General features: G+C 66.1%; 17 protein-coding genes and 1 pseudogene. 3 read left to right on the top strand and 15 right to left on the bottom strand.

Going from position 1 to position 21,546, the window contains the following annotated elements; genetic code table 11:
- Positions 1–2 precede the first annotated feature (2 nt).
- The 8 genes from ADBZ5N_RS04200 to ADBZ5N_RS04165 all read right to left on the bottom strand — a co-directional run bounded on the left by ADBZ5N_RS04200 (position 3) and on the right by ADBZ5N_RS04165 (position 8,328).
- Positions 3–1,475, bottom strand: a complete 1,473-nt coding sequence (locus ADBZ5N_RS04200; RefSeq protein WP_526256232.1) for an MCE family protein — start codon at positions 1,473–1,475, stop codon at positions 3–5.
- On the bottom strand, positions 1,472–2,512 hold the full coding sequence (locus ADBZ5N_RS04195; protein ID WP_526256231.1) for a virulence factor Mce family protein: 1,041 nt from the start codon (positions 2,510–2,512) through the stop codon (positions 1,472–1,474). The genes ADBZ5N_RS04200 and ADBZ5N_RS04195 overlap by 4 nt, the downstream gene beginning before the upstream one ends.
- Complete coding sequence (locus ADBZ5N_RS04190) at positions 2,509–3,720, bottom strand: MCE family protein (protein ID WP_526256230.1); 1,212 nt, start codon at positions 3,718–3,720, stop codon at positions 2,509–2,511. The genes ADBZ5N_RS04195 and ADBZ5N_RS04190 overlap by 4 nt, the downstream gene beginning before the upstream one ends.
- Before the next feature lie 4 nt (positions 3,721–3,724).
- Positions 3,725–4,600, bottom strand: a complete 876-nt coding sequence (locus ADBZ5N_RS04185; RefSeq protein ID WP_526256229.1) for an MlaE family ABC transporter permease — start codon at positions 4,598–4,600, stop codon at positions 3,725–3,727.
- Complete coding sequence (locus tag ADBZ5N_RS04180; RefSeq protein ID WP_526256239.1) at positions 4,601–5,341, bottom strand: MlaE family ABC transporter permease; 741 nt, start codon at positions 5,339–5,341, stop codon at positions 4,601–4,603.
- 217 nt (positions 5,342–5,558) lie between these two features.
- On the bottom strand, positions 5,559–7,154 hold the full coding sequence (gene fadD5, locus ADBZ5N_RS04175; protein WP_526256228.1) for a fatty-acid--CoA ligase FadD5: 1,596 nt from the start codon (positions 7,152–7,154) through the stop codon (positions 5,559–5,561).
- Between the two features lie 71 nt (positions 7,155–7,225).
- A complete protein-coding gene (locus ADBZ5N_RS04170; RefSeq protein ID WP_526256227.1) occupies positions 7,226–7,672 on the bottom strand; it encodes an SRPBCC family protein in 447 nt (148 codons plus the stop codon).
- Positions 7,672–8,328: a TetR/AcrR family transcriptional regulator gene (locus tag ADBZ5N_RS04165; protein ID WP_526256226.1), complete on the bottom strand. Its 657-nt coding sequence runs from the start codon at positions 8,326–8,328 to the stop codon at positions 7,672–7,674. Before ADBZ5N_RS04165 ends, ADBZ5N_RS04170 begins: the two co-directional genes overlap by 1 nt.
- Before the next feature lie 107 nt (positions 8,329–8,435).
- Between ADBZ5N_RS04165 and ADBZ5N_RS04160 the strand changes: the two genes are divergently transcribed.
- Positions 8,436–8,558 (top strand): hypothetical protein, encoded by a 123-nt coding sequence (locus ADBZ5N_RS04160; protein WP_526256225.1) that lies wholly within the window; start codon positions 8,436–8,438, stop codon positions 8,556–8,558.
- On the opposite strand, the gene ADBZ5N_RS04155 is transcribed toward ADBZ5N_RS04160, so the two are convergent.
- The gene (locus ADBZ5N_RS04155; protein ID WP_526256224.1) at positions 8,543–9,025 is read right to left on the bottom strand and encodes an acyl-CoA thioesterase; all 483 of its coding nucleotides are present in this window, start codon (positions 9,023–9,025) and stop codon (positions 8,543–8,545) included. The two genes, ADBZ5N_RS04160 and ADBZ5N_RS04155, sit on opposite strands and share 16 nt — an antisense overlap.
- 65 nt (positions 9,026–9,090) lie before the next feature.
- Positions 9,091–10,262, bottom strand: a pseudogene (locus ADBZ5N_RS04150) (DDE-type integrase/transposase/recombinase).
- A gap of 141 nt (positions 10,263–10,403) precedes the next feature.
- Here ADBZ5N_RS04150 and ADBZ5N_RS04145 point away from each other — a divergent pair.
- Positions 10,404–11,804 carry an HNH endonuclease signature motif containing protein gene (locus tag ADBZ5N_RS04145; RefSeq protein WP_526256223.1) on the top strand — a complete coding sequence of 467 codons (1,401 nt, stop codon included), beginning with the start codon at positions 10,404–10,406 and terminating at the stop codon, positions 11,802–11,804.
- 7 nt (positions 11,805–11,811) lie between these two features.
- Here ADBZ5N_RS04145 and ADBZ5N_RS04140 read toward each other — a convergent pair whose 3' ends face one another.
- Genes ADBZ5N_RS04140 through ADBZ5N_RS04130 form a run of 3 tightly spaced genes read right to left on the bottom strand, consistent with a single transcriptional unit; the run spans position 11,812 to position 14,668 of the window.
- A complete protein-coding gene (locus ADBZ5N_RS04140) occupies positions 11,812–13,242 on the bottom strand; it encodes an NAD(P)(+) transhydrogenase (Re/Si-specific) subunit beta (protein WP_526256222.1) in 1,431 nt (476 codons plus the stop codon).
- On the bottom strand, positions 13,239–13,583 hold the full coding sequence (locus ADBZ5N_RS04135) for a proton-translocating transhydrogenase family protein (protein ID WP_526256221.1): 345 nt from the start codon (positions 13,581–13,583) through the stop codon (positions 13,239–13,241). Before ADBZ5N_RS04135 ends, ADBZ5N_RS04140 begins: the two co-directional genes overlap by 4 nt.
- Complete coding sequence (locus ADBZ5N_RS04130) at positions 13,583–14,668, bottom strand: Re/Si-specific NAD(P)(+) transhydrogenase subunit alpha (RefSeq protein WP_526256220.1); 1,086 nt, start codon at positions 14,666–14,668, stop codon at positions 13,583–13,585. Before ADBZ5N_RS04130 ends, ADBZ5N_RS04135 begins: the two co-directional genes overlap by 1 nt.
- 243 nt (positions 14,669–14,911) lie before the next feature.
- On the opposite strand from ADBZ5N_RS04130, the gene ADBZ5N_RS04125 reads away from it, so the two are divergent.
- Positions 14,912–19,678: a glycosyl hydrolase family 18 protein gene (locus ADBZ5N_RS04125; protein WP_526256219.1), complete on the top strand. Its 4,767-nt coding sequence runs from the start codon at positions 14,912–14,914 to the stop codon at positions 19,676–19,678.
- On the opposite strand, the gene ADBZ5N_RS04120 is transcribed toward ADBZ5N_RS04125, so the two are convergent.
- The gene (locus ADBZ5N_RS04120) at positions 19,632–20,861 is read right to left on the bottom strand and encodes a sensor histidine kinase (RefSeq protein ID WP_526256218.1); all 1,230 of its coding nucleotides are present in this window, start codon (positions 20,859–20,861) and stop codon (positions 19,632–19,634) included. The two genes, ADBZ5N_RS04125 and ADBZ5N_RS04120, sit on opposite strands and share 47 nt — an antisense overlap.
- A gap of 2 nt (positions 20,862–20,863) precedes the next feature.
- A complete protein-coding gene (locus tag ADBZ5N_RS04115; RefSeq protein ID WP_526256217.1) occupies positions 20,864–21,517 on the bottom strand; it encodes a response regulator transcription factor in 654 nt (217 codons plus the stop codon).
- Positions 21,518–21,546 lie beyond the last annotated feature (29 nt).

Genomic DNA, 21,546 nt, shown 5'->3' with positions numbered 1-21,546 from the left:
GGCTAGGCACCTCCCGTTTCGAACGGCGCGATCGGCGGAACAGAGTTACCAGGACCAGGACCCGGCACCGGAACGGTGCGGGCTCCCGGCGGGCCGGGTGCCAGGGCCGGACCGGGTGCCCCCGGCACCAGCGGGCCGGGCTGCCCCGGCACTGCGGCGGCCGGTACACCGTGGTTGGGGACCTCAGCGGCCGGATTGCGCTCGGAGACTGCGACGTTGGGTGGTGGGTAACCACCGGGAACGGGGCCGTAGGGGCCCTGGGTCGCCGCCGCGCACGGCAGCGGGTTGCCCGGCGAGGGGATACCGCCCACCGGCGGTGTGTAGGAGCACGGCGCACCCGGTCCGACGGCGGGACCCGGGTTCTCCGGCGTCCCCTCGAACACCGGCGGAGCGGCCGGCGGGGCGCCGTTGGGCTGAGTCACGCCATTCGGGTCGGGGAACTGGTAGGCAGGCAGGCCCGCATTGCGCCAGAACTCCTCAGGGTCGATCCCGCGCTGCTTGAACGCCGCGTCGACCCAGGGCTGAATGATCTGGTACGGGAGAATGTTCACCAGCAATGTCTTGAAGTACGGCCCCGAGCCGATGCCCTCGGTCAGGGCGCCCATGAACTTCGAGGCCGTGGTGATCGAGTACGCCAGGTCGTCCTTGTGCTGGGCCAGCACGGTGCTGATGGTCTGCAACTGGGTCAGGACGTTGGTCAGGTTGGGGTTGTCAGCGATGAACCCTTCGAACTGCCGGGACACCAGGGTGATGTTCTGCAGCAGCACGTCGACTTCGCGGCTGCGCTGATTCACCGCGGAGAGCAGCACCTGCGCGTTGACCAGCAGCCGGTTGATCTGCTCACCGCGGTTGCCCAGGACGGACGCTGTTTTATTCGCCTGTACCAGCAGGTCTTTGAATGCGTCATCGCGCTTGCCGATCGTGTCGGAGAACCGGGCAACCCCGTCAAGGGCGGCCTTGAGTTCGGGCTGGCTGGCGTCGAGGGTCTCACTCAATGCATTCAGCGACCGCTTGACGGCATCGAGGTCCCACTGGCTGGTGTTGGTGGTCAACTCCGAGAATGCGTCGTACAACTGGTACGGCGTGGTGCTCTGCTCGAGCGGCAACAATCCGTTGACCGCAAGCGGCTTGGTGCCGCGCGGGTCGATCTCCATGACCCGCTTACCCAGAATGGTGTCGGTGCGGATCGACAACCGACTGTCGGTGCCGATGCGGTACTTGCCCAGGGTGAACCCGACCTTGACCCGGTCGCCGTCGATATCGATCGACTTGATCTGGCCCACGTCGAACCCGCTGATGCGGACCTTATCCCCGGGAGCCGAACCTGCGGAGTCGGAGAAGTGCGCGTAGTACATCGGCTTGGCGAACAGCATCGGGATGCTGGCGAAGCTCTGGCCGACGGCAACCACCATGACCACGATCAGCAGGCCCAACAGGCCTAGCCGAACCCGGTTGTCGGTTTGGAGGGTCCTCATTGCGGCGTGCACCTCCCCGTCGGCTGCTTGGTGATCCGGACGTTGCGAACCGGGCCACCGGGCTGCAGACCGTTGAGGGTCAGGGTGAGGTCGCACAGGTAGAAGTTGAAGAAGTCACCATAGATGCCGCCGGCCCGGCCGATCAGGTTGATCGCCGTCGGGTACTCCGTGAGGAGCTTGTCGAGACGTTCCGGCTGGTCGGCGAACGGCTGCTGGATGACCTCGAGCTTTTGGAGGGTCTGCTGCAGGCGGGGCCGTTCGTCGCTGAGCAAGCCGGCCAGTGCCGTCGAGGAGTTGCTGATGTCGGCGATGGCCTGGGCCAGCGGATCGGCCCGGTTCTTCAGGCCGGTCACCAGGATTTCCAGGTTGTTCACCGTCGAGTCGAATTCCCGCTGATGCCGGTTCACTGTCGTCAGCACGGTGTTGAGGTTGGTGATGACCTCTCCGATGGCACGGTCGCGGTCGGCCAGCGTCGAGGTCAACTGCGCGGTCTGGCTCAGGATGTTCGCGACGGTACCGCCCTGACCCTGGAAGACCGTCACCAGCGAGGTGGCGATGTTGTTGACCTTCTCCGGATCAAGCGACTTGAAGAGCGGCTTGAATCCGCCGATGAGCGCATCGAGGTCCAGCGCCGGGGTGGTGCGGGCCAGCGGAATGACGCCCCCGGGCGGAAGCACCTGATCCGCACCCTCACCGCTGCCCCGGTCAAGGTTGACGTAGCGCTCGCCGATGAGGTTGGCGTAGCGGATCTGCGCGGTGCTCGACTGATACAGCGGAAGCGACTTGTCGACATTGAGCCTGACCGTCACCCGCTGGCCGTTCTCGGCGAGTGTCACGTCCTTGACCTTGCCGACCTCCACGCCACCGGCGCGGACGAACTGGCCAGGCTTCAAACCGCTGCCGTTGCTGAAATCTGCGGTGTAGGTGTTGAACCGCTGGAAGCGCAGCTGGCCGAAGACCACGACGAGCAGGGCCGTGCACAACGCCAGGATCGTCGCAACGATGCCGAGTTTGATAAGTGTTCCGCGGATGCTCATGGGTTGATCGTGTTCTCCCCGAACTGGCGGCCCCAGACGTACTCGGTGAGGAGCGGCTGCCCGATCTCGAAGTGGTTGTACGGAGCAATGCTGGCACCGGTGTCAGTGACCAGGGTGGGTGCCGGCCAGAAGTCCCGGGTGACCGGCTGCCAGCAACCCGGCGCCCCGCCGGGGCCGCCACGGGCATTCACCCGCGGCAGGTTATCCGGATAGATGTAAGGGTTCGGGGCGCCGATCAGCTTGGCGTGGTCAGCCAGCGAGTAGCCGTTTCCACCGAATCCGTCGAGGGCCTTCGGCAGCAGTTCCGCGTAATTGCGAATCATGCAGAACAGCGCCGGGCTGTAGGTGTTCAGTGTTCGCGAGGTGGTCACCAGGTCAGACAGGGTACGGACCAGGTAGGGGGCCCCCCGCTCGAAGACGTCGGCGCCGGTGTTTCCGAAACCAGCCGCGGCGAGCAGGGCGGCGTCGAGATCACCGCGCTGGTCGTTGAGGGTCCGGATCGTGGTCAAAGCGTTGTCCAGGGCGTCCCAGAGATCCGGTCCGGCTGCGGTGTAGACATCGGCAAAACCTGCGAGTTGCTGGAGGCCGTACTGCAGTCTCGGAAGTCGCGGGGTCAGGTTATCCATCGCCACGTTGGCCTTGCCGATGGTCTCGCCAAGTTTGGTGCCCAGACCGGTGAGCGCCTCAGCAGTCGCCGACAGCGTCAGGTTGAGCTTGACCGGGTCGATGCTCTCCGCCAGGTTGGTCACTGTCTCGAACAGCGTATTGAACTCGGTTGTCGTGCTGCGCGCGTCGATGACCTGGGAACTGCTGACGCGCTCCGGAGAGGGATTCTTGGGGGTTGACAGTGAGACGAACTTGTTGCCAAAGATCGTCGTCGCCTGAATGTCGGCGTCGACGTTAGACGGAATCAGCGGGATGAACTTCGGCTTGACCTCGAGCGCGAACTTCGCGGCCTGGGTCCCGTCCACGACCGTCGGCTCGATCCGCGTGACGCGGCCGATTTCTACTCCGTTGTAGGTGACCTTCGCGTTGGGGTCCATCACCAGACCCGCCCGGGCCGCCACCATGGTCAGCTCGGTCTTCGGGGTCAACGTGCCCCGGAACTGCAGCAGCAGGAAGGTGACGATCAGGGCCAGCACCAGTAAGAAGATGAGTCCCGCCAGCCGTAGTGGCGGTGTCCGCGTGTCGTTCAGAGGCGCAGTCATGTCGCTACACCGTCAGGTTGAAGTTCGGGTTGGTGCCGTACAGCGCCAACGAAGCGAAGAGAACCACGAACTGAATCAGAACCAGCGACGCACGCATCGACTTGCCGACCGCCTCACCCACGCCGACCGGGCCTCCGGAGGCGTTGTAGCCGAAGTAGCAGTGATTGATCATGACGAACACGGATATGACGATGACCACGACGAACGACCAGAAAACGTCGTTGGGCCGCAGGAACGTGTGGAAGTAGTGCAGATAGGTTCCCGACGACTGCCCGTAGAGCACCGTGGTGGTCAACTGCGCAGCCAGGAAGGCCATGATCAGCGACATCGCGTAGAGCGGGATGATCACCACGGCCGCCGCGACGAGGCGGGTGGACACTAAGTAGGAGATGGACTTGATGCCCATCACTTCCAGTGCATCGATCTCCTCGGAGATGCGCATGGCACCCAACTCGGCTGTCGCACCGGCCCCCACGGTGGCTGCCAGCGACTGCCCGGTGACCACGGGCGCGGTGAGGCGCACGTTGACCATGGCGGCGAGGAAGCCGGTGAACGCCTCGACCCCGATGTTGCCCAGCGAGGCAAAACCCTGGATGGCGATCAGCGATCCGGCTGAGAGCGTGACGAAACCGACGATGGCGACCGTACCGCCGACCACCGCCATCGCACCCGCGCCCATCCCGACTTCGGCGATCAGACGGATGATCTCTTTGGGGTAGTGCCGGACCGCATGCCCGATCTCCCGGATGGCCTCGATGGCGAACCAGGCGACCTTTCCGGTCGAGTCCAGGAATTTACCGGGTGCCTTGGCCCACTTGTCCGAGATTCCCGGGAACCGCGCCGGGATCGCCGCTTGGGGGTTTGCCGTTGCCGTTGCCATCTATCGCCCCGTCCCGAACCGCACACCGATTGTCGTGAAGATGACGTTCACGGCGAACAATGCGACCACGCAGAGCACCAGGGTCTCGTTCACCGCGATGCCCACACCCTTGGCTCCACCGCCCACTGTGAGGCCGCGGTAGCACCCGACCAGGCCGGCGATCAAGCCGAAGGCGACGGCCTTGGCCACCGCGATGATCACCTCGGGCAGTCCGGTGATCAAGGTCAAGGTCTGAAGGTAAGCGCCCGCCGAGATGTTCTGCAGGTAGACGCCGAAGATGAAGCTGCCCACCAGGCCGATGGTGATCACGGCGCCGTTGAGTAGCACCGAGACCAGCGTTGCCGCCGCGACCCGGGGTACGACCAGACGGTGGATGGGGTCGATGCCGAGCACTTCGAGTGCGTCGATCTCCTCGCGGATGGTGCGGGCTCCCAGGTCGGCGCAGATGGCCGTGGATCCGGCGCCCGCCACCACCAGAACGGTTACCAACGGGCCGAGCTGGGTGACCGAGGCCAGGGCCGCACCGGCGCCGGAGACGTCGGCGGCGCCGAACTCGGTCAGCAGCAGGTTGAAGATGAAGATGATCAGAACGGTGAGCGGGATCGACATGGCGAAGGTGGGCAGCAATGCCACCGTCATCAGGAACCAGCTGTAGTTCAGGAACTCTTTCCATTGGAACGGCCGCGCCAGCGCCTTGGCGGTCAGGACGCACATCCGGAAAAACCCGCCCATTGCCTGCATGGGCCCGTTGAACCGCTTGCGAAGGAAGCTTGTCGAAGCGGTCACCGCAGGACCGCCCCGTTGAGGGTGCGCCGGTCGTCGCGGCGTAACGGCAGACCGTTCGGCACGCACCCCTCCTTTGACCTAGCAACTGTGACCGCAGCCTCCCCTACGTGACGTAGTAAGGAAGACCACAGGAATGTACCCGATGCTTCGGAGGTGTCATATCGCAACGGCACTATTGCCTCCCCGCCGGTGTTCCCGACCCGCCGAAAAGCGCTCTCAACTGGGTCTTCAGCACCTTGCCAGCGGGATTACGGGGCAGCGCGTCGACGATCTCGAGAAATTTGGGCTGCTTGTAGCGGGCCAGATGCTCGTCCATGAACCCGGCGAGATCCTCCAGCCGTAGCTCCTCGCTGACAGCGGCGACCGCGACCGGCACCTCACCCCATCTCTCGTCGGGACGGCCGATCACGGCCACCTCGATGATCGCCGGGTGACCGGCCAGCACGTTCTCGACCTCGGCACAGTAGACGTTCTCGCCGCCGGAGATGATCATGTCCTTCTTGCGGTCGACAACCCAGATGTAGCCCTCATCGTCGCTGCGGACTAGGTCCCCGGAGTGAAACCAGCCGCCAGCGAATGCTTCGGCGGTGGCGTGCGGCTTGTTCCAGTAGCCCGCCATGAGAGTTGGTGCCCGGTAGACGATTTCGCCGACCTCACCCACCGGTACATCGTTCATGTTGTCGTCGACGATGCGCGCCGCGACGGTGGGGATCACCTTGCCCACCGAACCCAACTTCCGAATCGCGTCATCACCGAGCAGCATGCAGGTGACCGGCGACATCTCGGTCTGTCCGAAAGCTGCGAGGATCCTGCAGTCGGGAAAGGTCTCGGCCATCTGACGCAACAGGGTGTCCGACGCCGGCGCCGCCCCCCACGACAGGTTTCGCAGTCGAAGATTCCGGGGCCGGGCCTGCTGTTCAGCGCAGACCGCCTGCCATTGGGCGGGCACCAGAAAGATCCCGCTGACCCGTTCGGCCTCCAGGACATCGAGCAGGCCGCCGGGATCGAATCCGCCGAGCGGGTGGATCACGGTCGGTATGCCCATCGTCATCCCCGGCAGCACATTGCCGATTCCGGCGATGTGGAACAGCGGCACACCGATGAATCCGACGTCGTTGTTGATGTCCGGCGCGTAGGTGTAGATCGCCGTCATGACCTGGCCGGCCAGATTGGTGTGGGTCAGCACCGCACCCTTGGGGTGCCCGGTCGTCCCCGAGGTGTACATGATCAGTGCCGGGCTGTCACCGGGGATGTCGACGGGCGGCGCCGGTTCACCCTCCTCGGCGATGAGTTCCTCGTATCCGAGCACCCCACCGTCGCCAGCCGAATCCGCCACGATCACCGTCGACAGCGCCGGGGTGATGTCACCGAGCGCGGCGGCGACCGGCGCCAGCGCAGGTTCGGTAACCAGCACCGCTGCCCCGCAGTCGTCGACGAGATAAGCGAGTTCAGGCGGGGTGAGCCGGAAGTTCACCGGCACAGCGATGGCCCCCAACATCGTTGCGGCAAGGCAGGTTTCGACGAATTCAGGCCGATTGAGCATCAGGATCATCACCCGGTCGCCGCTGCCGACACCGCGACGATGCAGGGCAGCGGCCAGGGCGCTGACCCGGCGGTGCAGGTCGACCCAGGTGGCTGTCGTTCCCATGAAGCGCAGCGCGGTGGCATTGGGTTGCATAAGAGCGTGTCGCGACAGCTGGGTGATCCAGTTCTGCCGCCGGGACAGATAGGGCTGCTCGATGCTCGCCTGCCCCGGTGCTGTATCCATCGCGTTCCAGCTTGCGTCACCGCCGCCGAAAGACGGCGCGAAACGCCGGAATCACGCGGCGGAAATCTCCTCTAGATGCCCGGCCTCAACTGCTCGGCACGCGTTTTGAGGTTTCCGGCCAGATGATCCAGGGCGTCACTGACGATCTTTTTCACCATCACTGCCGGCACCCCGGGAATCGAGGTTTCCACATCCAGGTCCACGGTCAGCAGGCTCGAGGGACCCATTTCCACCACCGAGAACAGTTGGTGCTGTTGAGAGAACAGCTCGCCCTGCTGCATCACGGTCTGAATCTGCCCGGGGCCGGGGTAGTAGACCGCGTGGATGTAGGTACCCGGCTGGCCCTGAATCTCAGTGTCGATACGCAGCTGGCTGGGCCGGCCGTCGTTGTAGCGGGCCAGGATGTAGACGGCTTTGACCTCGTCATTCCACTGCGGGTAGGCCTCGAAGTCGGCCACGATCGCCAGGATGGCGGCGGCATCGGCGTCGACCTCGACGGTCTTGCTGACCAGCGGCATCAGACGTGCGCCTTCTTCTGCCCGGCGGCCTGGGCCTCGCCCAGTGGGCTGTCGGTGCGGATCCCCTCATCTCGGATCAGCCCCCGCAGTAGAGCGGTGCTGAACTCGGCGGCGATCTCGGTGGCGGTGCGGCGACCATCAGGGCGCAGCCACCGATAGGCGCCCATCGTCATGCCGATGTAGCCCAGCGCGACCACGTGCGAATCGCAATCGAAGAACTCCCCACTGGCGATACCACGGTCGATCAGGCCGGCGACGTGCTCGTAGACCTGCGTCTCCTTTTCCCGCACCTCGGTGACCTGTTCCTCGGTGAACCACTCGGTGATGTAGGGCTGCTCCTGGAAGTACACCGCCGCCGCGTCGGGGTTGTCGGCAATGTTCCGCAACAGTCGGGCCGTGTACTGGTAGAGCGCCTCACGGGCGGTCCACGCCGGATCGTCGTGCACCGCGGCCAGGGTGTTCTCCGCCGCCTGCCGGTAGATGTCGAACAGGATCAGCGACTTGCTGGCGTAGTAGTGGTACACGGTCGCCTTGTTCAGGCCGACCACGTCGGCGACGTCATCCATCCGGGTGCCGTGGTAGCCGCGCGCGGCGAACAGCCTGGTGGCGACAGCCAGCAACTCCTCGCGCCGGGTCGTCCCGTTCTCCGGTGGCATCAGGCCCTCCCTATCAACTGGTTGGACAGTCTAGGCAATGGCCGCCTATCGGCCCTGCTGCGCACCCGTAGGGGATAGAATCCCGTCGGACGCCTAGGAGGTCAGCCATGAATTTCGATCCGCAACCGGACTACGACGCGACCGATGAGATCGAGTACTTCTTCAGTTGGCTGCCGTGGGCGCTGCGCGGGACCGACTGGACCGGCACCCCGGCTTACCCGCCGGTCTGACCCAACACCACCGTTTTCAACGCCGCCCTGAACCCGTCGGGGATCGGCATCGGACCGTCGTCTGCGAGCAGCACCAGCACGGTGTCACAAACCCCGATACAGGAGCCGTCCACGAACAGCCCGGTCGAGGCTGTGAACGACGTGCGCCCTATGCGGCCGACACCCGCCCCGGTCTGAATCAGGGCCGGCCAATGCGCCTCTGCCAGAAAGTGCACCGCGTTCTGTGAGGTGACCAGGCGGAATTGGCGGGCACCCGCACGGTATGCCTGGGGAAAAAGTCGCCGGTTCATGGTTGCCCGGGCGTTCTCGTGCAGCGACTCCAACGCGAGGTTGTTCAGATGCGCATTGGCGTCCATATCGCCGTAGCGGGCGGCGATCTCATCGACGACCGGGTAGCAGTCCAGCCTGAGCCTCATCGGATCGGGCCGCGGCGCCGTTGTGGTCCAGTCGGACGTCCAGTCGTTCACAAGATGGCGAGCCTAACAACGCTGATCAATGTCCGACCGTGTCAATGTCCGCACGTTGACTCACGTCAAGATGCGCGCGAAGGTTGGTTCGTTGCCTCACGTGAGCGTGCGCGTTTGGTGATTGGTGCGGGGACTCCGGTGAGGGCTGGGATTGATCAACGAGTAGGTCCGCTTGAGTGCCACGACGCGCTCTACGGCGATGCCTGGGTGCCCGACTGCCCTATGAAACGGGGTGGTGGCCGTGTCGTGTTTCCTGGACACCTTGGCGCCCGTGCGGACTTTGGAGAGCAGTTTCTGCTGGGGGTGGAAGAAGTTGGTCAGCTTCGACTGCAGTTGCCAGATCTCGTTGAGCAGCAACAACTCTGTGGCGGTGTCGTAGCGGTGGTAGCCGACCACGGTGCGGACCACCGCCCAGTTCTTCTGCTCGACGTGGCAGCCGTCGTTTTTGTTGCCCGGCCGGGAGCGGGTGAAGGTGATGTTGCGGTTGTCGCACCATGCCAGCAGTTCTTCGTTGATGAACTCCGATCCGTTGTCACAGTCCACGCCGAGGATCGGGAACGGCATCGCCGCAGCGATGTGATTGAGGGCGGCCACCACGGTCTTGGCGGCCCGGTCCGGCAGCGAGCGATTCTCGGTCCACCCGGTGGCGATGTCGGTGACCGTGAGCGTGAAGGCATGGCCCCCACCGCGATGCCCGCCGTCGTGAAACACGGTGTCGATCTCGACGAAGCCGGGCACGGCGTCGTCCCATTCGGCCCAGGTACGCACCGGGATCTGACTTTTGAGCAGCGACCCCGGTTTGGTGCCCACCCGCCCCCTGACTTTGTGCTTGGCCCGCTCATCGGCCAGTCGGCGGTCGATGGTGGCCGCCGACATCGACACCAGCAACGCCGCGGTCTGATCACTGATCACCAACTCCCCGAAGTGGCGCAGCACGGCCACCAGTTCGGCGAGCATGGGGGCAAGCCGTTTGCCGGCGGGCATCCCCAGCACCGTCCAACAGACCGTCAAAGCGGCAATGAACCTCGGGACCGTACCGCACCGGCCGGGGCCGGCGAACGGTGGCGACCCGAGGCGCCCGCGCCGCCGCGAGCGCCTTCCGGGCGTGGCTGCGATGCCAGCCGGTATTCGCGCAGAGCTCATCGAGGATCCTGCTCTTCTGGCCCTTGCCGGCCTCCTGGTAGCGCGTCGCCGCTGCCAGTGTCACCGCTCTGCGCTCGCCCAATGTCAATCCCATCGTCTGGGCCTACCGAAGTCATTGCTGACCGATCCGGCAGACGCGCCGTCCACACGCGCATTTCCGATGAGGCAACGAAGCACCCATTCACGCGCACTTCTGATGAGGCAATTCGGTCCGCACGTGCGCCTAACCGAAAACATGTTCGATTCACTTCGCGAGTCGCAGCTGCTGGCCGGTATGTCCGCTGCTCAGCACGACGAGCGGGTGGCGACGGCGCGACGCATCCTTCTCGCTGGGCGGCTGTGCCAGTTGCGGATGGCCGCGGTGGACGATGCGGAGCGCTTCCAGTGGTGTATCGACAACTGGGAGGCGGTGGCCGCCGAGGTGGGTGCAGAACTGGGCATCAGCCGCGGGCGCGCCTCGGCTCAGATGAACTACGGGGTGGAGTTACTCGAACGGCTGCCCCGGCTGGGCGCGACGTTCGCCGCCGGGCAGATCGAATTCCGGGCGATCGCCGCGGTGGTGTTTCGCACCGGACTGATCACCGACGCCGAAATACTCACCCGAATCGACGATGCGCTATCTCGGCGGGCACGTGCCTGGAATGCGCTGTCGCGCAAACGGTTAGCCGATGCGATTGATTGGCTGGTCGCCGAACTGGACCCTGCGGCGCTTCGCAGCGCCCGGCCCGCCGAGCAGGACCGGCACATAGAGTTCGGCCCGGCCCGCGACGGGATGGTCGAGTTCTGGGGTGCCATGCGCGCCCCCGACGCCGCGGCCCTCGAACGCACCCTCGACCGCCTGTCCGGCGCCGTATGCGCCACCGACCCGCGCACGAAACGGCAGCGCCGCGCCGACGCCCTGGCGACCCTGGCCGGCACCACCGCCACCATGTCGTGCGAGTGCGGCCTCTCCGACTGCCCCGCCACCGACGCCACACCCCCACCAGCGGTGGTCATTCATCTGATCGCCGAAACGGCCACCTCCAGCGGGCACGGCGACACCCCCGCGTATCTGCCCGGCTACGGCACCGTCCCACCGGCGATGCTGCGCGAACTGGCCCAGCGCGCAACTCTGCGTCCCCTGAACCCCTCGGCCCTGATGTGTCCCGAAGCGCGCTACCGGCCCTCGGCGACGTTGGCCGAGTTCATCCGCTGCCGAGACCTGCACTGCCGCTTCCCCGGGTGCGACAAACCCGCCGAGTACTGCGACATCGACCACACCGTGCCCTGGCACCAAGGCGGCCTCACACACCCCTGCAACCTGGCATTACTCTGCCGTGCTCACCATCTACTGAAAACCTTCTGGACAGGGCGGACCGGCTGGAGCGAACAGCAACGCGGCGACGGCACCATCGTGTGGACGTCTCCGTCGGGGCGCTCCTACACGACCGTCCCCGGCGGGGCACTCTTCTTCCCCCACCTGATCCAACCCACCGGCGAGTTGACACCCACGATTCGACAGACAGGTTCAACCCCGGGCCGGACGCTGGTGATGCCTACCCGCCAACGCAGTCGGGCCGACGAACGCGCCGCCCGAATCCGTTGGGAGCGCGGGCTCAACGAAGCCCGCTGGGCCGCTGATCCGCCGCCCTTCTAGCAGTGCTCTACAACGCCTTCAGTTCCTCGATGACCTCACCGACCGACTTCTTGGCGTCCCCGAAGAGCATGGAGGTACCGGTGCCGAAGAACAGTGGGTTCTCGATACCGGCGTAGCCCGATGACATCGACCGCTTGAGCACGATCACCGACCGGGACTGGTCGACGTTGAGGATGGGCATCCCGAATATCGGACTGGACGGGTCGGTGCGCGCCGCCGGGTTGGTGACGTCGTTGGCGCCGATAACCATGGTGACGTCGGTGCGCGGGAACTCACCGTTGATGTCGTCCATTTCCTTCATCGCGTCGTAGTCGACATCGGCCTCGGCGAGCAGCACGTTCATATGGCCGGGCATCCGGCCGGCCACCGGGTGGATGGCGAACTTGACCTCCACGCCCTTCTCCTCCAGCAGGTCGGCCATCTCCTTGACCGCATGTTGTGCCTGGGCGACGGCAAGCCCATATCCGGGCACCACGATCACCTGGTTGGCGTAGGCCATCTGAATGGCGGCGTCCGCCGCCGAAGTCGCCTTGACGGTGCCCTGCTCGGCACCGGCCGGTCCGCCGACCGCGTCCGTACCGCCGAACGACCCGAACACGATCGCCGGGATGGAGCGGTTCATCGCGACCGCCATCAGGTTGGTCAGGATCGAACCCGACGCGCCGACGATCATGCCGGCGACGATCATGGCGGTGTTGTTCAGTGCTAAACCCGCTGCGGCGGCTGATAACCCGGTCAGCGCGTTGAGCAGAGAGATCACCACCGGCATGTCGGCCCCGCCGATGGGGAACACCACGAACAGGCCCATCAGACCGGCCAGCACCAGCAGAAGCACGATCCACCATGTCGACAGCCCGGCGTTGATGCCGATGAACACCGCGACACCCACCGCAGCGATCAGCAGAACGATGTTGGCGGCTTGGAAAAGCTTGGCGCTCTTGACGAACGCCTTCTCGACGTTCTTCGGGATGATGTTTTCCTGAAGCTTCGCGAAGGCGACCAGCGAACCCCAGAACGACACCGAGCCGATGATCGCCGCGAACAGCGATCCGACAATCAGCGCAACGGTCGGGGTCTGTTCCGGCTTGAAGTGCGAGAAACCCTTAGTCTCAATGAATTCCGCCCAGGCTATGAGCGCAACGGTGCCGCCGCCTACGCCGTTGAACAGCGCGACGAGCTGCGGCATGGCGGTCATCTTGGTCTTCTTGGCCGGCGGCACACCCAGGATCACGCCGATCGCCAGACCGGCGATGATCAGGATCCAGTTGATCGCCGCGGTATCCCGAACCTTGATCAGCGTGGCCACGACGGCAATGCCCATACCGACTGCGGCGATCCAGTTGCCGCGCACCGCGGTCTTCGGTCCGGTCAGCCCCATCAGGCCGTAGATGAAGAGGCCGAACGCGAAAATGTAGAGAACGTCGACGACGTAAGTCACTTCGCGAGCTCCTTGCTTGATGCGGACGCGTTCGACTCAGGGAGCTCCTTCTTCCTGCTCTTGAACATGCCCAGCATGCGGTCGGTCACCAGGAATCCGCCGATGACGTTGAGGGTGCCGAACACCAGCGCGACGAAGCAGATGACTCGCACACCCCAGCTGGCGTCAGCCGGCAGGTTCCCCAGAACCAGCAGCGCGCCGAGGACGACGATGCCGTGGATGGCGTTGGTGCCCGACATCAGCGGGGTGTGCAGGGTGTTGGGCACCTTGGAGATCACGGCGAAACCGACGAAACCAGCCAGCACCAGGATCGCCAGATTGGCCAATAACTGTGTGTACATCAGTGACCCCTTGTGACACAGGAGGCCTCGATGACCTCATCAGAGAAATCCGGCGCCAGAACGCCGTCGGTGATCAGAAGTTCCAGCAGCGAGGTGAGGTTCTTGGAGTACAACTCGCTGGCATGCTCGGGCATGGTGGCCGGCAGGTTCAGCGGAGAAGTGATGGTCACGCCGTGCTTGACGACGGTCTGGCCGGGCTCGGTGAGTTCGCAGTTGCCACCGGTCTCGCCGGCCAGGTCGACGACGACGCTGCCGGGCTTCATACCCTGCACCGCTGCGGCGGTCACCAGTCGCGGCGCCGGTCGGCCGGGCACCAGGGCCGTGGTGATCACCACGTCAAAGCCGCCGATGGCCTCCTCGAGTCTCTGCTGCTGCTGCGCGCGCTCATCCTCGGTCAGTTCGCGGGCATAACCGCCTTCACCGGCGGCGTCGATACCGAGATTGAGCCACTGGGCACCCACTGAGCGCACCTGGTCGGCGACCTCCGGGCGGACGTCGTAGCCGGTGGTCTTGGCGCCGAGACGCTTGGCGGTGGCCAGTGCCTGCAGACCGGCCACGCCTACGCCGAGGACCAGCACACTGGCCGGTTTCACTGTGCCCGCCGCGGTGGTCAGCATCGGGAAGAACCGGGTGGACTCGCTGGCCGCGAGCAGCACCGATTTGTAGCCGGCCACATTGGCCTGCGAGGACAACGCATCCATCGCCTGTGCCCGAGAGATCCGCGGGATCGCCTCGACCGCGAAGGCCTGCACCCCGGCGGCTGTGAGGGCCTCGATCTGGTTGTCGGCATTGCGCGGGGCCAGGAAGCCGATCAGCGTCTGCCCGGATCGAAGCCTGGCCACCTCATGGGCCGTCGGTGGAGCCACCTTGACCACCACGTCGCACCCCCAGGCGTCGCCGATGGTGGCACCGGCCGCGGTGTAGAGGTCGTCGGGCAGTAGAGCGCTATCGCCGGCGCCGGACTCCACCACCACGGCGACGCCCGTGTTGACCAGCGTCGCCACCGCCTTGGGAACCAGCGCCACCCGGCGCTCGTCGGCGTCCGACTCGGCGACGACTCCAATTGTCGTCTGGGTAATTGTCATGGAACTGTGCGCGCACTTTCTCGCAGAGGACTTTGCGGCGGATCACTCCCGCCGCCCGGCATACCCTAACCGCTGGCAGCAGCGGATTCCCAAGCCGAACGGCCCGCCAAATGCGAGTGAACTCTGTGTCCCCCTATCGGACGACCCCGCTGTCGGCCCATCCGGCGACTGTGATGAAACCGCCTGAAAACGGCTTTACGCTTTGCAAATAGGCCTAGACGGCCAACCGGAAAGGACGCTCTGATGGACTTCGCTAGAAGCACTGCCGCCCGATTCGTTGGCCGAGTGGGAAGCCTGGCGGTGGCCCTCGGGGTGGGGGTTGTCATCGGCGGTCAGGGCGTCGCGGCGGCCGACACCCGAACGGACACCGACACCTCCGACAACGCCCCCGCGATGGAGTCCCGCGGGAACTCGACGCGGGACGCGGTGGTCGCCCGCCAAGCGGCAGCAACGCAGACGGACCCCGGGCATGGCGCCACCCGGCAGACAAGCGGCACGCAGGCAGCACCACGGCGTGAAAGCCGCCGCCCCCGGGGCGAGGCTCCTCCGGCGGCGTCGACGGTCACCGCGGGCCAGCGCCCCGCCTCAGGCGCCCCAACGTCCGGTCCCACCGACCGGCTACCTGCGAAGGTGTCGGCGATGCCTGTGCCCAACACGGCGGTTCATCGTGCGATGGGGGGGGCCCCCACGATCGCCGAATTGCCCTCCGGGCCCGCTGCGGTCACCGCACGCGTCGTGCAGGCCCCGGTGCCGACGGCCGCCGCGCCGCCCGCAGCCCTTCGCTCCGTGCCCGCTTCGATCAGCGGAGCCGTCGCGCAGGCCCCGGTACCGACGGCCGCCGCGGCGCCTGTGACTGCTGCCCTGTCGGCCTTCCTCGCCCCGTTCACCGGATTGGGCGGCGGGTTGCCGCTGCAGTCCCCCACGCCTTGGGCAGCGCTGGCGGTCGCCCGCCGACTCGGCCGCTCCGACGCCCCGTCACCCGGTGCTCCGCGCCCTGTAGCCGCGGTGGCTTACCCGTCGGCAACTACCGGAACCACCACGAAGATCACCTGGGCATGGGGAACCAACCCGGTGCTCAGCTTCAGACCCGCCACCGACAAACTGGACTTCGGCTGGATGGGACCGAGCGCCTTCGATGTCACCGAGGCTTCCGGTTCGACAAAGATTGCGATAGTCGGCAACAACCACAGTTACACGCTGCAGAATGTGCCGTTGGCTCAGCTGACGATGACCAACATCGTCGCCAACGATGCCGGGACGGTCAGCAAGTGGAAGGGCCTGATCGCAGCCGCGCAGACCACCACTCCGACGGTCTCCATCGCCAGTGCGTCTGTGGCCGAGGGGAACTCAGGCAGCTCAATCGCTGCGTTCACAGTGACGCTGTCCAAGGCCTCGACCCGGTCGGTCACTGTCGGGTACGGGACCGGCAACGGCACCGCCACCGCCGGCTCGGACTACACAGCGACATCGGGAACACTCACCTTCGCCCCCGGAGTGACCTCGACTAAGGTCAACGTAGCCGTGATCGGTGACACCGCCGTCGAAGCCAACGAGACCTTTACCGTCACCCTCAGCGCACCGTCCGGGGTCACTCTGGGCAACGCAACCGCCACCGGCACCATCACCAATGACGACACCGCTGTCGTCGTCACACCCCCCGCGGTGTCTATCGCCAATGCCACCGTCGCCGAGGGTAATTCGGGGTCGACGACACTGGCCTTCAACGTGTCGCTGTCCAAGGCATCCGACAAGACGGTCACGGTCGGCTACAGCACCACCAACGGCAGCGCCACCGCCGGGCAGGACTACACCGCGAAGTCGGGCACTCTGACCTTCGCGCCGGGGACCACCGCCCAGCAGGTCAGCGTCGCCGTCACCGGCGACACCACCGTCGAACCCAACGAGACGCTGTCGGTGACCCTGGCCGGACCCAGCAACGCGACACTGGGCACCGCCACCGCGACGGGCACCATCACCAACGACGACACCTCCACTGTGCCGCCGACCACATCCGACAGATGGGGCAACGCGTTCTACGCGCCGTACGTCGACATGGGCGGCTGGCCGGTGCCCGACCTGTTGGCGATCAGCCAGACCAACGGCGGCGGGTCGCTGTTCACCGCGGCCTTCATGCAGGCCACCCCCGACGGCAAACTCGCCTGGGCCGGACTCAACGCACTGGAACCGGGCGCCGACAACGATCAGGCCCGGGCCATCAACCGCTCGATCAAGGCGCTGCAGGCCGCCGGCGGGGACGTCATGGTCTCCTTGGGCGGGGTCGCCGGGGTCAGCCTGGCCGAGTGGGGTTCGCGGCGCGGGATGACCGCCACGCAGCTAGCCACGGCCTACGCCGGGGTGGTCGACACCTACGGAATCAATCATCTCGACTTCGACATCGAGGGCGCGGCGGTGACCGATCAGGCGGCGATCGCGCTGCACAGCCAGGCGCTGAAGATCCTGCAGCAGTCCAAGCCTGACCTGAAGGTCTGGTACACGCTGCCGGTGCTGCCGACCGGTCTGACCGCCGACGGCATCAAAGTCGTCGACTCGGCGTTGAAGGCCGGCGTCACGCTAGCCGGGGTGAACGTGATGGCGATGGATTACGGCGAGTCCGCCGCACCCACCTCCGGTCCGAACGCCAAGAGCATGGGCGCCTACGCAATCGAGTCCGCGGAGTCCACCTACGCCCAGATGAACCGGCTTTTCGGCAGCTACGGCAAGACCTTCGGTTACGCCAACCTGGGTGTGACGCCGATGCTCGGGGTCAACGACGTGCTGTCGGAGGTCTTCACCCTCGCCGACGCGCAAGTGCTCGAGAACTACGCCCGGACCAAGGGCATCGGGATGCTGGCGCTGTGGTCGGTCACTCGCGACACACCCGGCCCACTCGGGGTGTCCACCTACACCCACTCCGGCCTGAGCGCGCCGGCCGGCAGCTTCGCGAAGATCCTCAATGACTACGGCACCGTCAACCCGTTGACCTACACCGGCACCGGCGGCACCGGCGGGGGCACCGCCACCCCGGTCACCGGCGGCACCACCACGAAGATCGGCTGGAACTGGGGCAGCAACGCCGTGTTGAGTTTCGACCCGGCCAAGGACAAACTCGATTTCGTCTGGATGGGCCCGAGCTACTTCAACATCAGCGAAGCATCCGGCTCAACCGTCATCACGATCGCGAACAACAACCAGACCTACACCCTGTCCGGCGTCGCGCTGAATCGGATGAGCACGGCCAACATCATCGCCCTGGACTCCGGCACGGTGGCCAAGTGGCAGAGCGCCATCAGCGCCGCCGTCCAGGGCGCGACCCCACCCGTGGTGACCGCGCCGACAATCGCCATCACCAATGCCTCCCTGGCCGAGGGGAATTCGGGTAGCCGAAACCTCGCTTTCACGGTGAACCTGTCTACGGCGTCGACGACCGCGGTCAGCGTCAACTACGCCACGTCCAACGGCACGGCGACCGCCGGACAGGACTACACCGCCGCCTCGGGCACGGTGACCTTCGCGCCCGGGGTGCTGTCCCAGCAGGTGAACGTCGCCATCGCCGGGGACACCACGGTGGAGCCCAGCGAAACCCTCACCGTGACACTGTCCAACCCGACCGGAGCCACCCTGGCCACCGCGACCGCCACCGGCACCATCACCAACGACGACACCGCCAGTGGAACAGTCCCGCCGCCGGCGACCGCGCTGCCCATCGCCGCACATGACAAGGTGCTGGCCGCGTACTTCCCGGAGTGGGGCATCTACGGTCGCAACTTCCAGGTCGCCGACATCCCCGGTGATCAGTTGACCCACGTCATCTACTCGTTCCTCAACGTGACACCGGGCGGCGAGGTAGCCGTCTACGACAGCTTCGCCGCTCTCGAGAAGCGCTTCGCCGCAGGCGAGACAGTGTCCGGTGAAGCCGACCTGTGGTACTACCCACCCAACGACCCGCGCTCGCAGCAGACCGTATGGGGCAACTTCAACCAGCTCGCGCAGCTCAAAGCCAAGCACCCGCACCTGAAGGTGAGCATCGCCGTCGGCGGGTGGACGCTGTCGGGCAACTTCAGCACTGTCACGGCCACCGCGGCGGGACGGGAGAAGCTGGCCAATTCCGTCGTGACCTTCATCGACACCTACCGGATGTTCGACGGCGTGGACTTCGACTGGGAGTACCCCGGCGGCGGCGGCTTGGATGGCAACTCCGCGAGTCCTAACGACGGCGCGAACTACGCCGAGCTTCTCAAACTGGTGCGCGCCAAACTCGATGTGCTGGAGCAGCGGAATGGCCGTCAATACGAGATCTCGGTGGCCTCGCCGGCCGGCTACGACAAGATCGCCAACTTCAATCTGGCCGGCCTGGCACCCAGCGTTGACTTCTTCAACCTGATGTCCTACGACTTCCACGGCACTTGGGAGAAGACCACCGGCCATCAGTCGGCGTTCACCGGTGACGCCAACGGGTACGACGTCAAGACCGCGGTCGGCCTGTACCGGGCCGCAGGTGTCCCAGCGGCGAAAATCGTCCTCGGCGCCCCGCTGTACACCCGGGGCTGGAGTGGTGTTGCCGACGGCGGCGACGGTGGCTATCTGGAGCGGGCGACCGGTTCCGCGCCCGGCACCTTCGAGGCAGGCGTCTACGACTACAAGGACCTGGTGGCGCAACTGAAGGATCCGGCCAGCGGTTGGAAGCTGTACTGGGACGACACCGCCCAGGCAGCGTATCTGTACAACCCGTCCAAGGGATTGTTCAGTTCGTTCGAGACGCCGACATCGATTGCGCAGAAGTCAGACTGGGCCGAGGCGATAGGCCTGGGTGGAATAATGTTCTGGGACATCAGCAATGACGCGGTCGGCTCACCTGACAGCCTTGTCAGGGCGGCCTACTCGTCATGGGTTCTGGATCAGACCATGGCCGCGATCCGCTCCGGTGCGCCACTGCCCGCCGAGTTGATCATCGGTGGCGACGGTGTCATCGCAGCGCTGCCGACTGGACTGCCGGGCGGGACGGCGCTGTAGAACCCGGCAGGGCGACGGTCACCGCGGTGCCCGCCCCGGGTGCGGTGTCCAGCAATACCGAGCCGCCCAGCGCCTCGATGCCGGCGACCAGTGAGGCCAGTCCGATATGGCCCTCGGCGACCCGGTCGGCGAGCAGGTCGGGGTCGAAGCCGATGCCGTCGTCGGCGACGAGCAGGGTGACGGTGTCGGCCCCCGCCTCGCGCCGGAGCCGAACCCGAATCCGCTCGGCTCGGGCATGTTTGGCGGCGTTGACGAGTAGCTCGCGGGCGGCCCGGTACAGCATCTCCTGACCGACCGGACAACCCACCTCCTCCAGATCCGCCTGGATCGGGATGCCCCAGCGCAGCTCGTGGCCGTCCACCAACTGGCGGATCGCCATGGTCAGTCCGGCCCGGTCGAGAACCTCAGGGTGCAAGGTGGAGACCGCCCCGCGCAGCGCGGACACCGCTTCCAGTAACGCCGCATCCACTTGCTCTATATCCGGCTCGCTCGCGGTTGCGCGCAGCCTGTGGAGGTAGACACGGGCGGCGAGCAGGTTCTGCAACGGCCCGTCGTGCAGCTGTTCGGAGAGCGACCGGCTGTTGCGGGCGTCGGCCTGCATCATCTCCGAAACCAGGCGGCGGCGAACTTCGAGCAGGCTCTCCACCCGCCGGGCCCGGCGCCGCAGCGAGAGCGACAGCACACTCAACGCGGCGGCCAGCCACAGCAGACACCCGACCTGGACGTAGACCACGGCCGGTATCGCGGTCCCCTCGTCGCGCACCGCATGCACGAACCACGCCACCAGGTAGCCGAGGCCCGCTCCGGCCCCCAGGGCGGCGGTCACCAGCGGGCTCTCCAGGAACACCACCGGGATGGGCAGCAGGAAGAAAATGGGCAGCAGCAAGACGGTGGCACCGCCGGAGACGACGCACAACGCCACAACGAACAGCACGTCGACCGCGGTCGCCGCCCAGCGATACCACTCGTAAAAAGGCTGCCGAGTCAGAAAAGCCGCCCAGGCGATCGCCGCGACCGCGTAGGCCATCAGTACGGCGACGAACAGCGGGCCGAACCAGTGCGCGACGTCGCTGACCGAGACCAGCAAAGCGATCAGCGCGATCAGCGCCAGCCGCAGCAACGACCGAACCGGCAGCGGATCACTGATGAGGAAGTCCAGCTTCCGAACCGCCCGGGCGCCCATGGTTACTCCAGCAGCCCGCGGCGCATGGCCTCGGCGACGGCGGCCGCCTGACCCGCGACGCCGAGCTTGTCGCACGATCGCTGCACATAGGTCTTGACCGTCGAGTTCGACAGGTAAAGCTGCGCGGCGATCGCCGGGACGCTGGCCCCCGCGGCGATCAGTCCGAGGACTTCCAGCTCCCGCTCAGTCAGCCCGGGGCCGGTCGACTCGGCACGGCGGCGGATCTCCGCCGCCAGACCGGTGGCCAGCCGCGGGGTCAGCACCTCACGCCCGGCCGCGCAGGCGAGCACCGCGTCGATGACCTCGCGCGGCGTGGACTCCTTATGCACGAAACCCACCGCGCCGTGTTCCAAGGCCTCGTAGACCTCCGCCGGATCGTCGAAGGCCGACACGATCAGCACCCGTGTCGGCAACCCGTCGCGCAGTACCGCGGCCGCCACCCGGGCCCCGTCCATGCCGGGCATGTGCAGGTCCAGCAGGGCGACGTCGGGCCGGCACCCGGCGATCAGATCGAGGGACTCGGGACCGGTGGACGCCGCCCCCACAACCTCGATCGCACTGCTGTCCGATAACGCCCGGGCCAAGGCATCCCGGTAGAGCGGGTGGTCGTCGGCCACCACCACACGAACCCTGTTGCCGTCGTCCGGTTCGCGCATGCGAGCAGCCTCCCACAACATCGGTCCCC

The sequence above is a fragment of the Mycobacterium sp. genome, assembly GCF_044370595.1.
Lineage (GTDB): Bacteria > Actinomycetota > Actinomycetes > Mycobacteriales > Mycobacteriaceae > Mycobacterium.
The sequence above is the reverse complement of the archived record's forward strand: the minus strand, read 5'-3'. Positions and strand labels throughout refer to the sequence as shown.

What these genes read in the sequence shown, in the direction of transcription:
- ADBZ5N_RS04200 (WP_526256232.1), bottom strand. Translation starts at nt 1,475, where the DNA reads ATGAGGACCCTCCAAACCGACAACCGGGTTCGGCTAGGCCTGTTGGGC.
- ADBZ5N_RS04195 (WP_526256231.1), bottom strand. Translation starts at nt 2,512, where the DNA reads ATGAGCATCCGCGGAACACTTATCAAACTCGGCATCGTTGCGACGATC.
- ADBZ5N_RS04190 (WP_526256230.1), bottom strand. Translation starts at nt 3,720, where the DNA reads ATGACTGCGCCTCTGAACGACACGCGGACACCGCCACTACGGCTGGCG.
- ADBZ5N_RS04185 (WP_526256229.1), bottom strand. Translation starts at nt 4,600, where the DNA reads ATGGCAACGGCAACGGCAAACCCCCAAGCGGCGATCCCGGCGCGGTTC.
- ADBZ5N_RS04180 (WP_526256239.1), bottom strand. Translation starts at nt 5,341, where the DNA reads ATGCAGGCAATGGGCGGGTTTTTCCGGATGTGCGTCCTGACCGCCAAG.
- fadD5 (WP_526256228.1), bottom strand. Translation starts at nt 7,154, where the DNA reads ATGGATACAGCACCGGGGCAGGCGAGCATCGAGCAGCCCTATCTGTCC.
- ADBZ5N_RS04170 (WP_526256227.1), bottom strand. Translation starts at nt 7,672, where the DNA reads ATGCCGCTGGTCAGCAAGACCGTCGAGGTCGACGCCGATGCCGCCGCC.
- ADBZ5N_RS04165 (WP_526256226.1), bottom strand. Translation starts at nt 8,328, where the DNA reads ATGCCACCGGAGAACGGGACGACCCGGCGCGAGGAGTTGCTGGCTGTC.
- ADBZ5N_RS04160 (WP_526256225.1), top strand. Translation starts at nt 8,436, where the DNA reads ATGAATTTCGATCCGCAACCGGACTACGACGCGACCGATGAGATCGAG.
- ADBZ5N_RS04145 (WP_526256223.1), top strand. Translation starts at nt 10,404, where the DNA reads ATGTTCGATTCACTTCGCGAGTCGCAGCTGCTGGCCGGTATGTCCGCT.
- ADBZ5N_RS04135 (WP_526256221.1), bottom strand. Translation starts at nt 13,583, where the DNA reads ATGTACACACAGTTATTGGCCAATCTGGCGATCCTGGTGCTGGCTGGT.
- ADBZ5N_RS04130 (WP_526256220.1), bottom strand. Translation starts at nt 14,668, where the DNA reads ATGACAATTACCCAGACGACAATTGGAGTCGTCGCCGAGTCGGACGCC.
- ADBZ5N_RS04125 (WP_526256219.1), top strand. Translation starts at nt 14,912, where the DNA reads ATGGACTTCGCTAGAAGCACTGCCGCCCGATTCGTTGGCCGAGTGGGA.
- ADBZ5N_RS04120 (WP_526256218.1), bottom strand. Translation starts at nt 20,861, where the DNA reads ATGGGCGCCCGGGCGGTTCGGAAGCTGGACTTCCTCATCAGTGATCCG.
- ADBZ5N_RS04115 (WP_526256217.1), bottom strand. Translation starts at nt 21,517, where the DNA reads ATGCGCGAACCGGACGACGGCAACAGGGTTCGTGTGGTGGTGGCCGAC.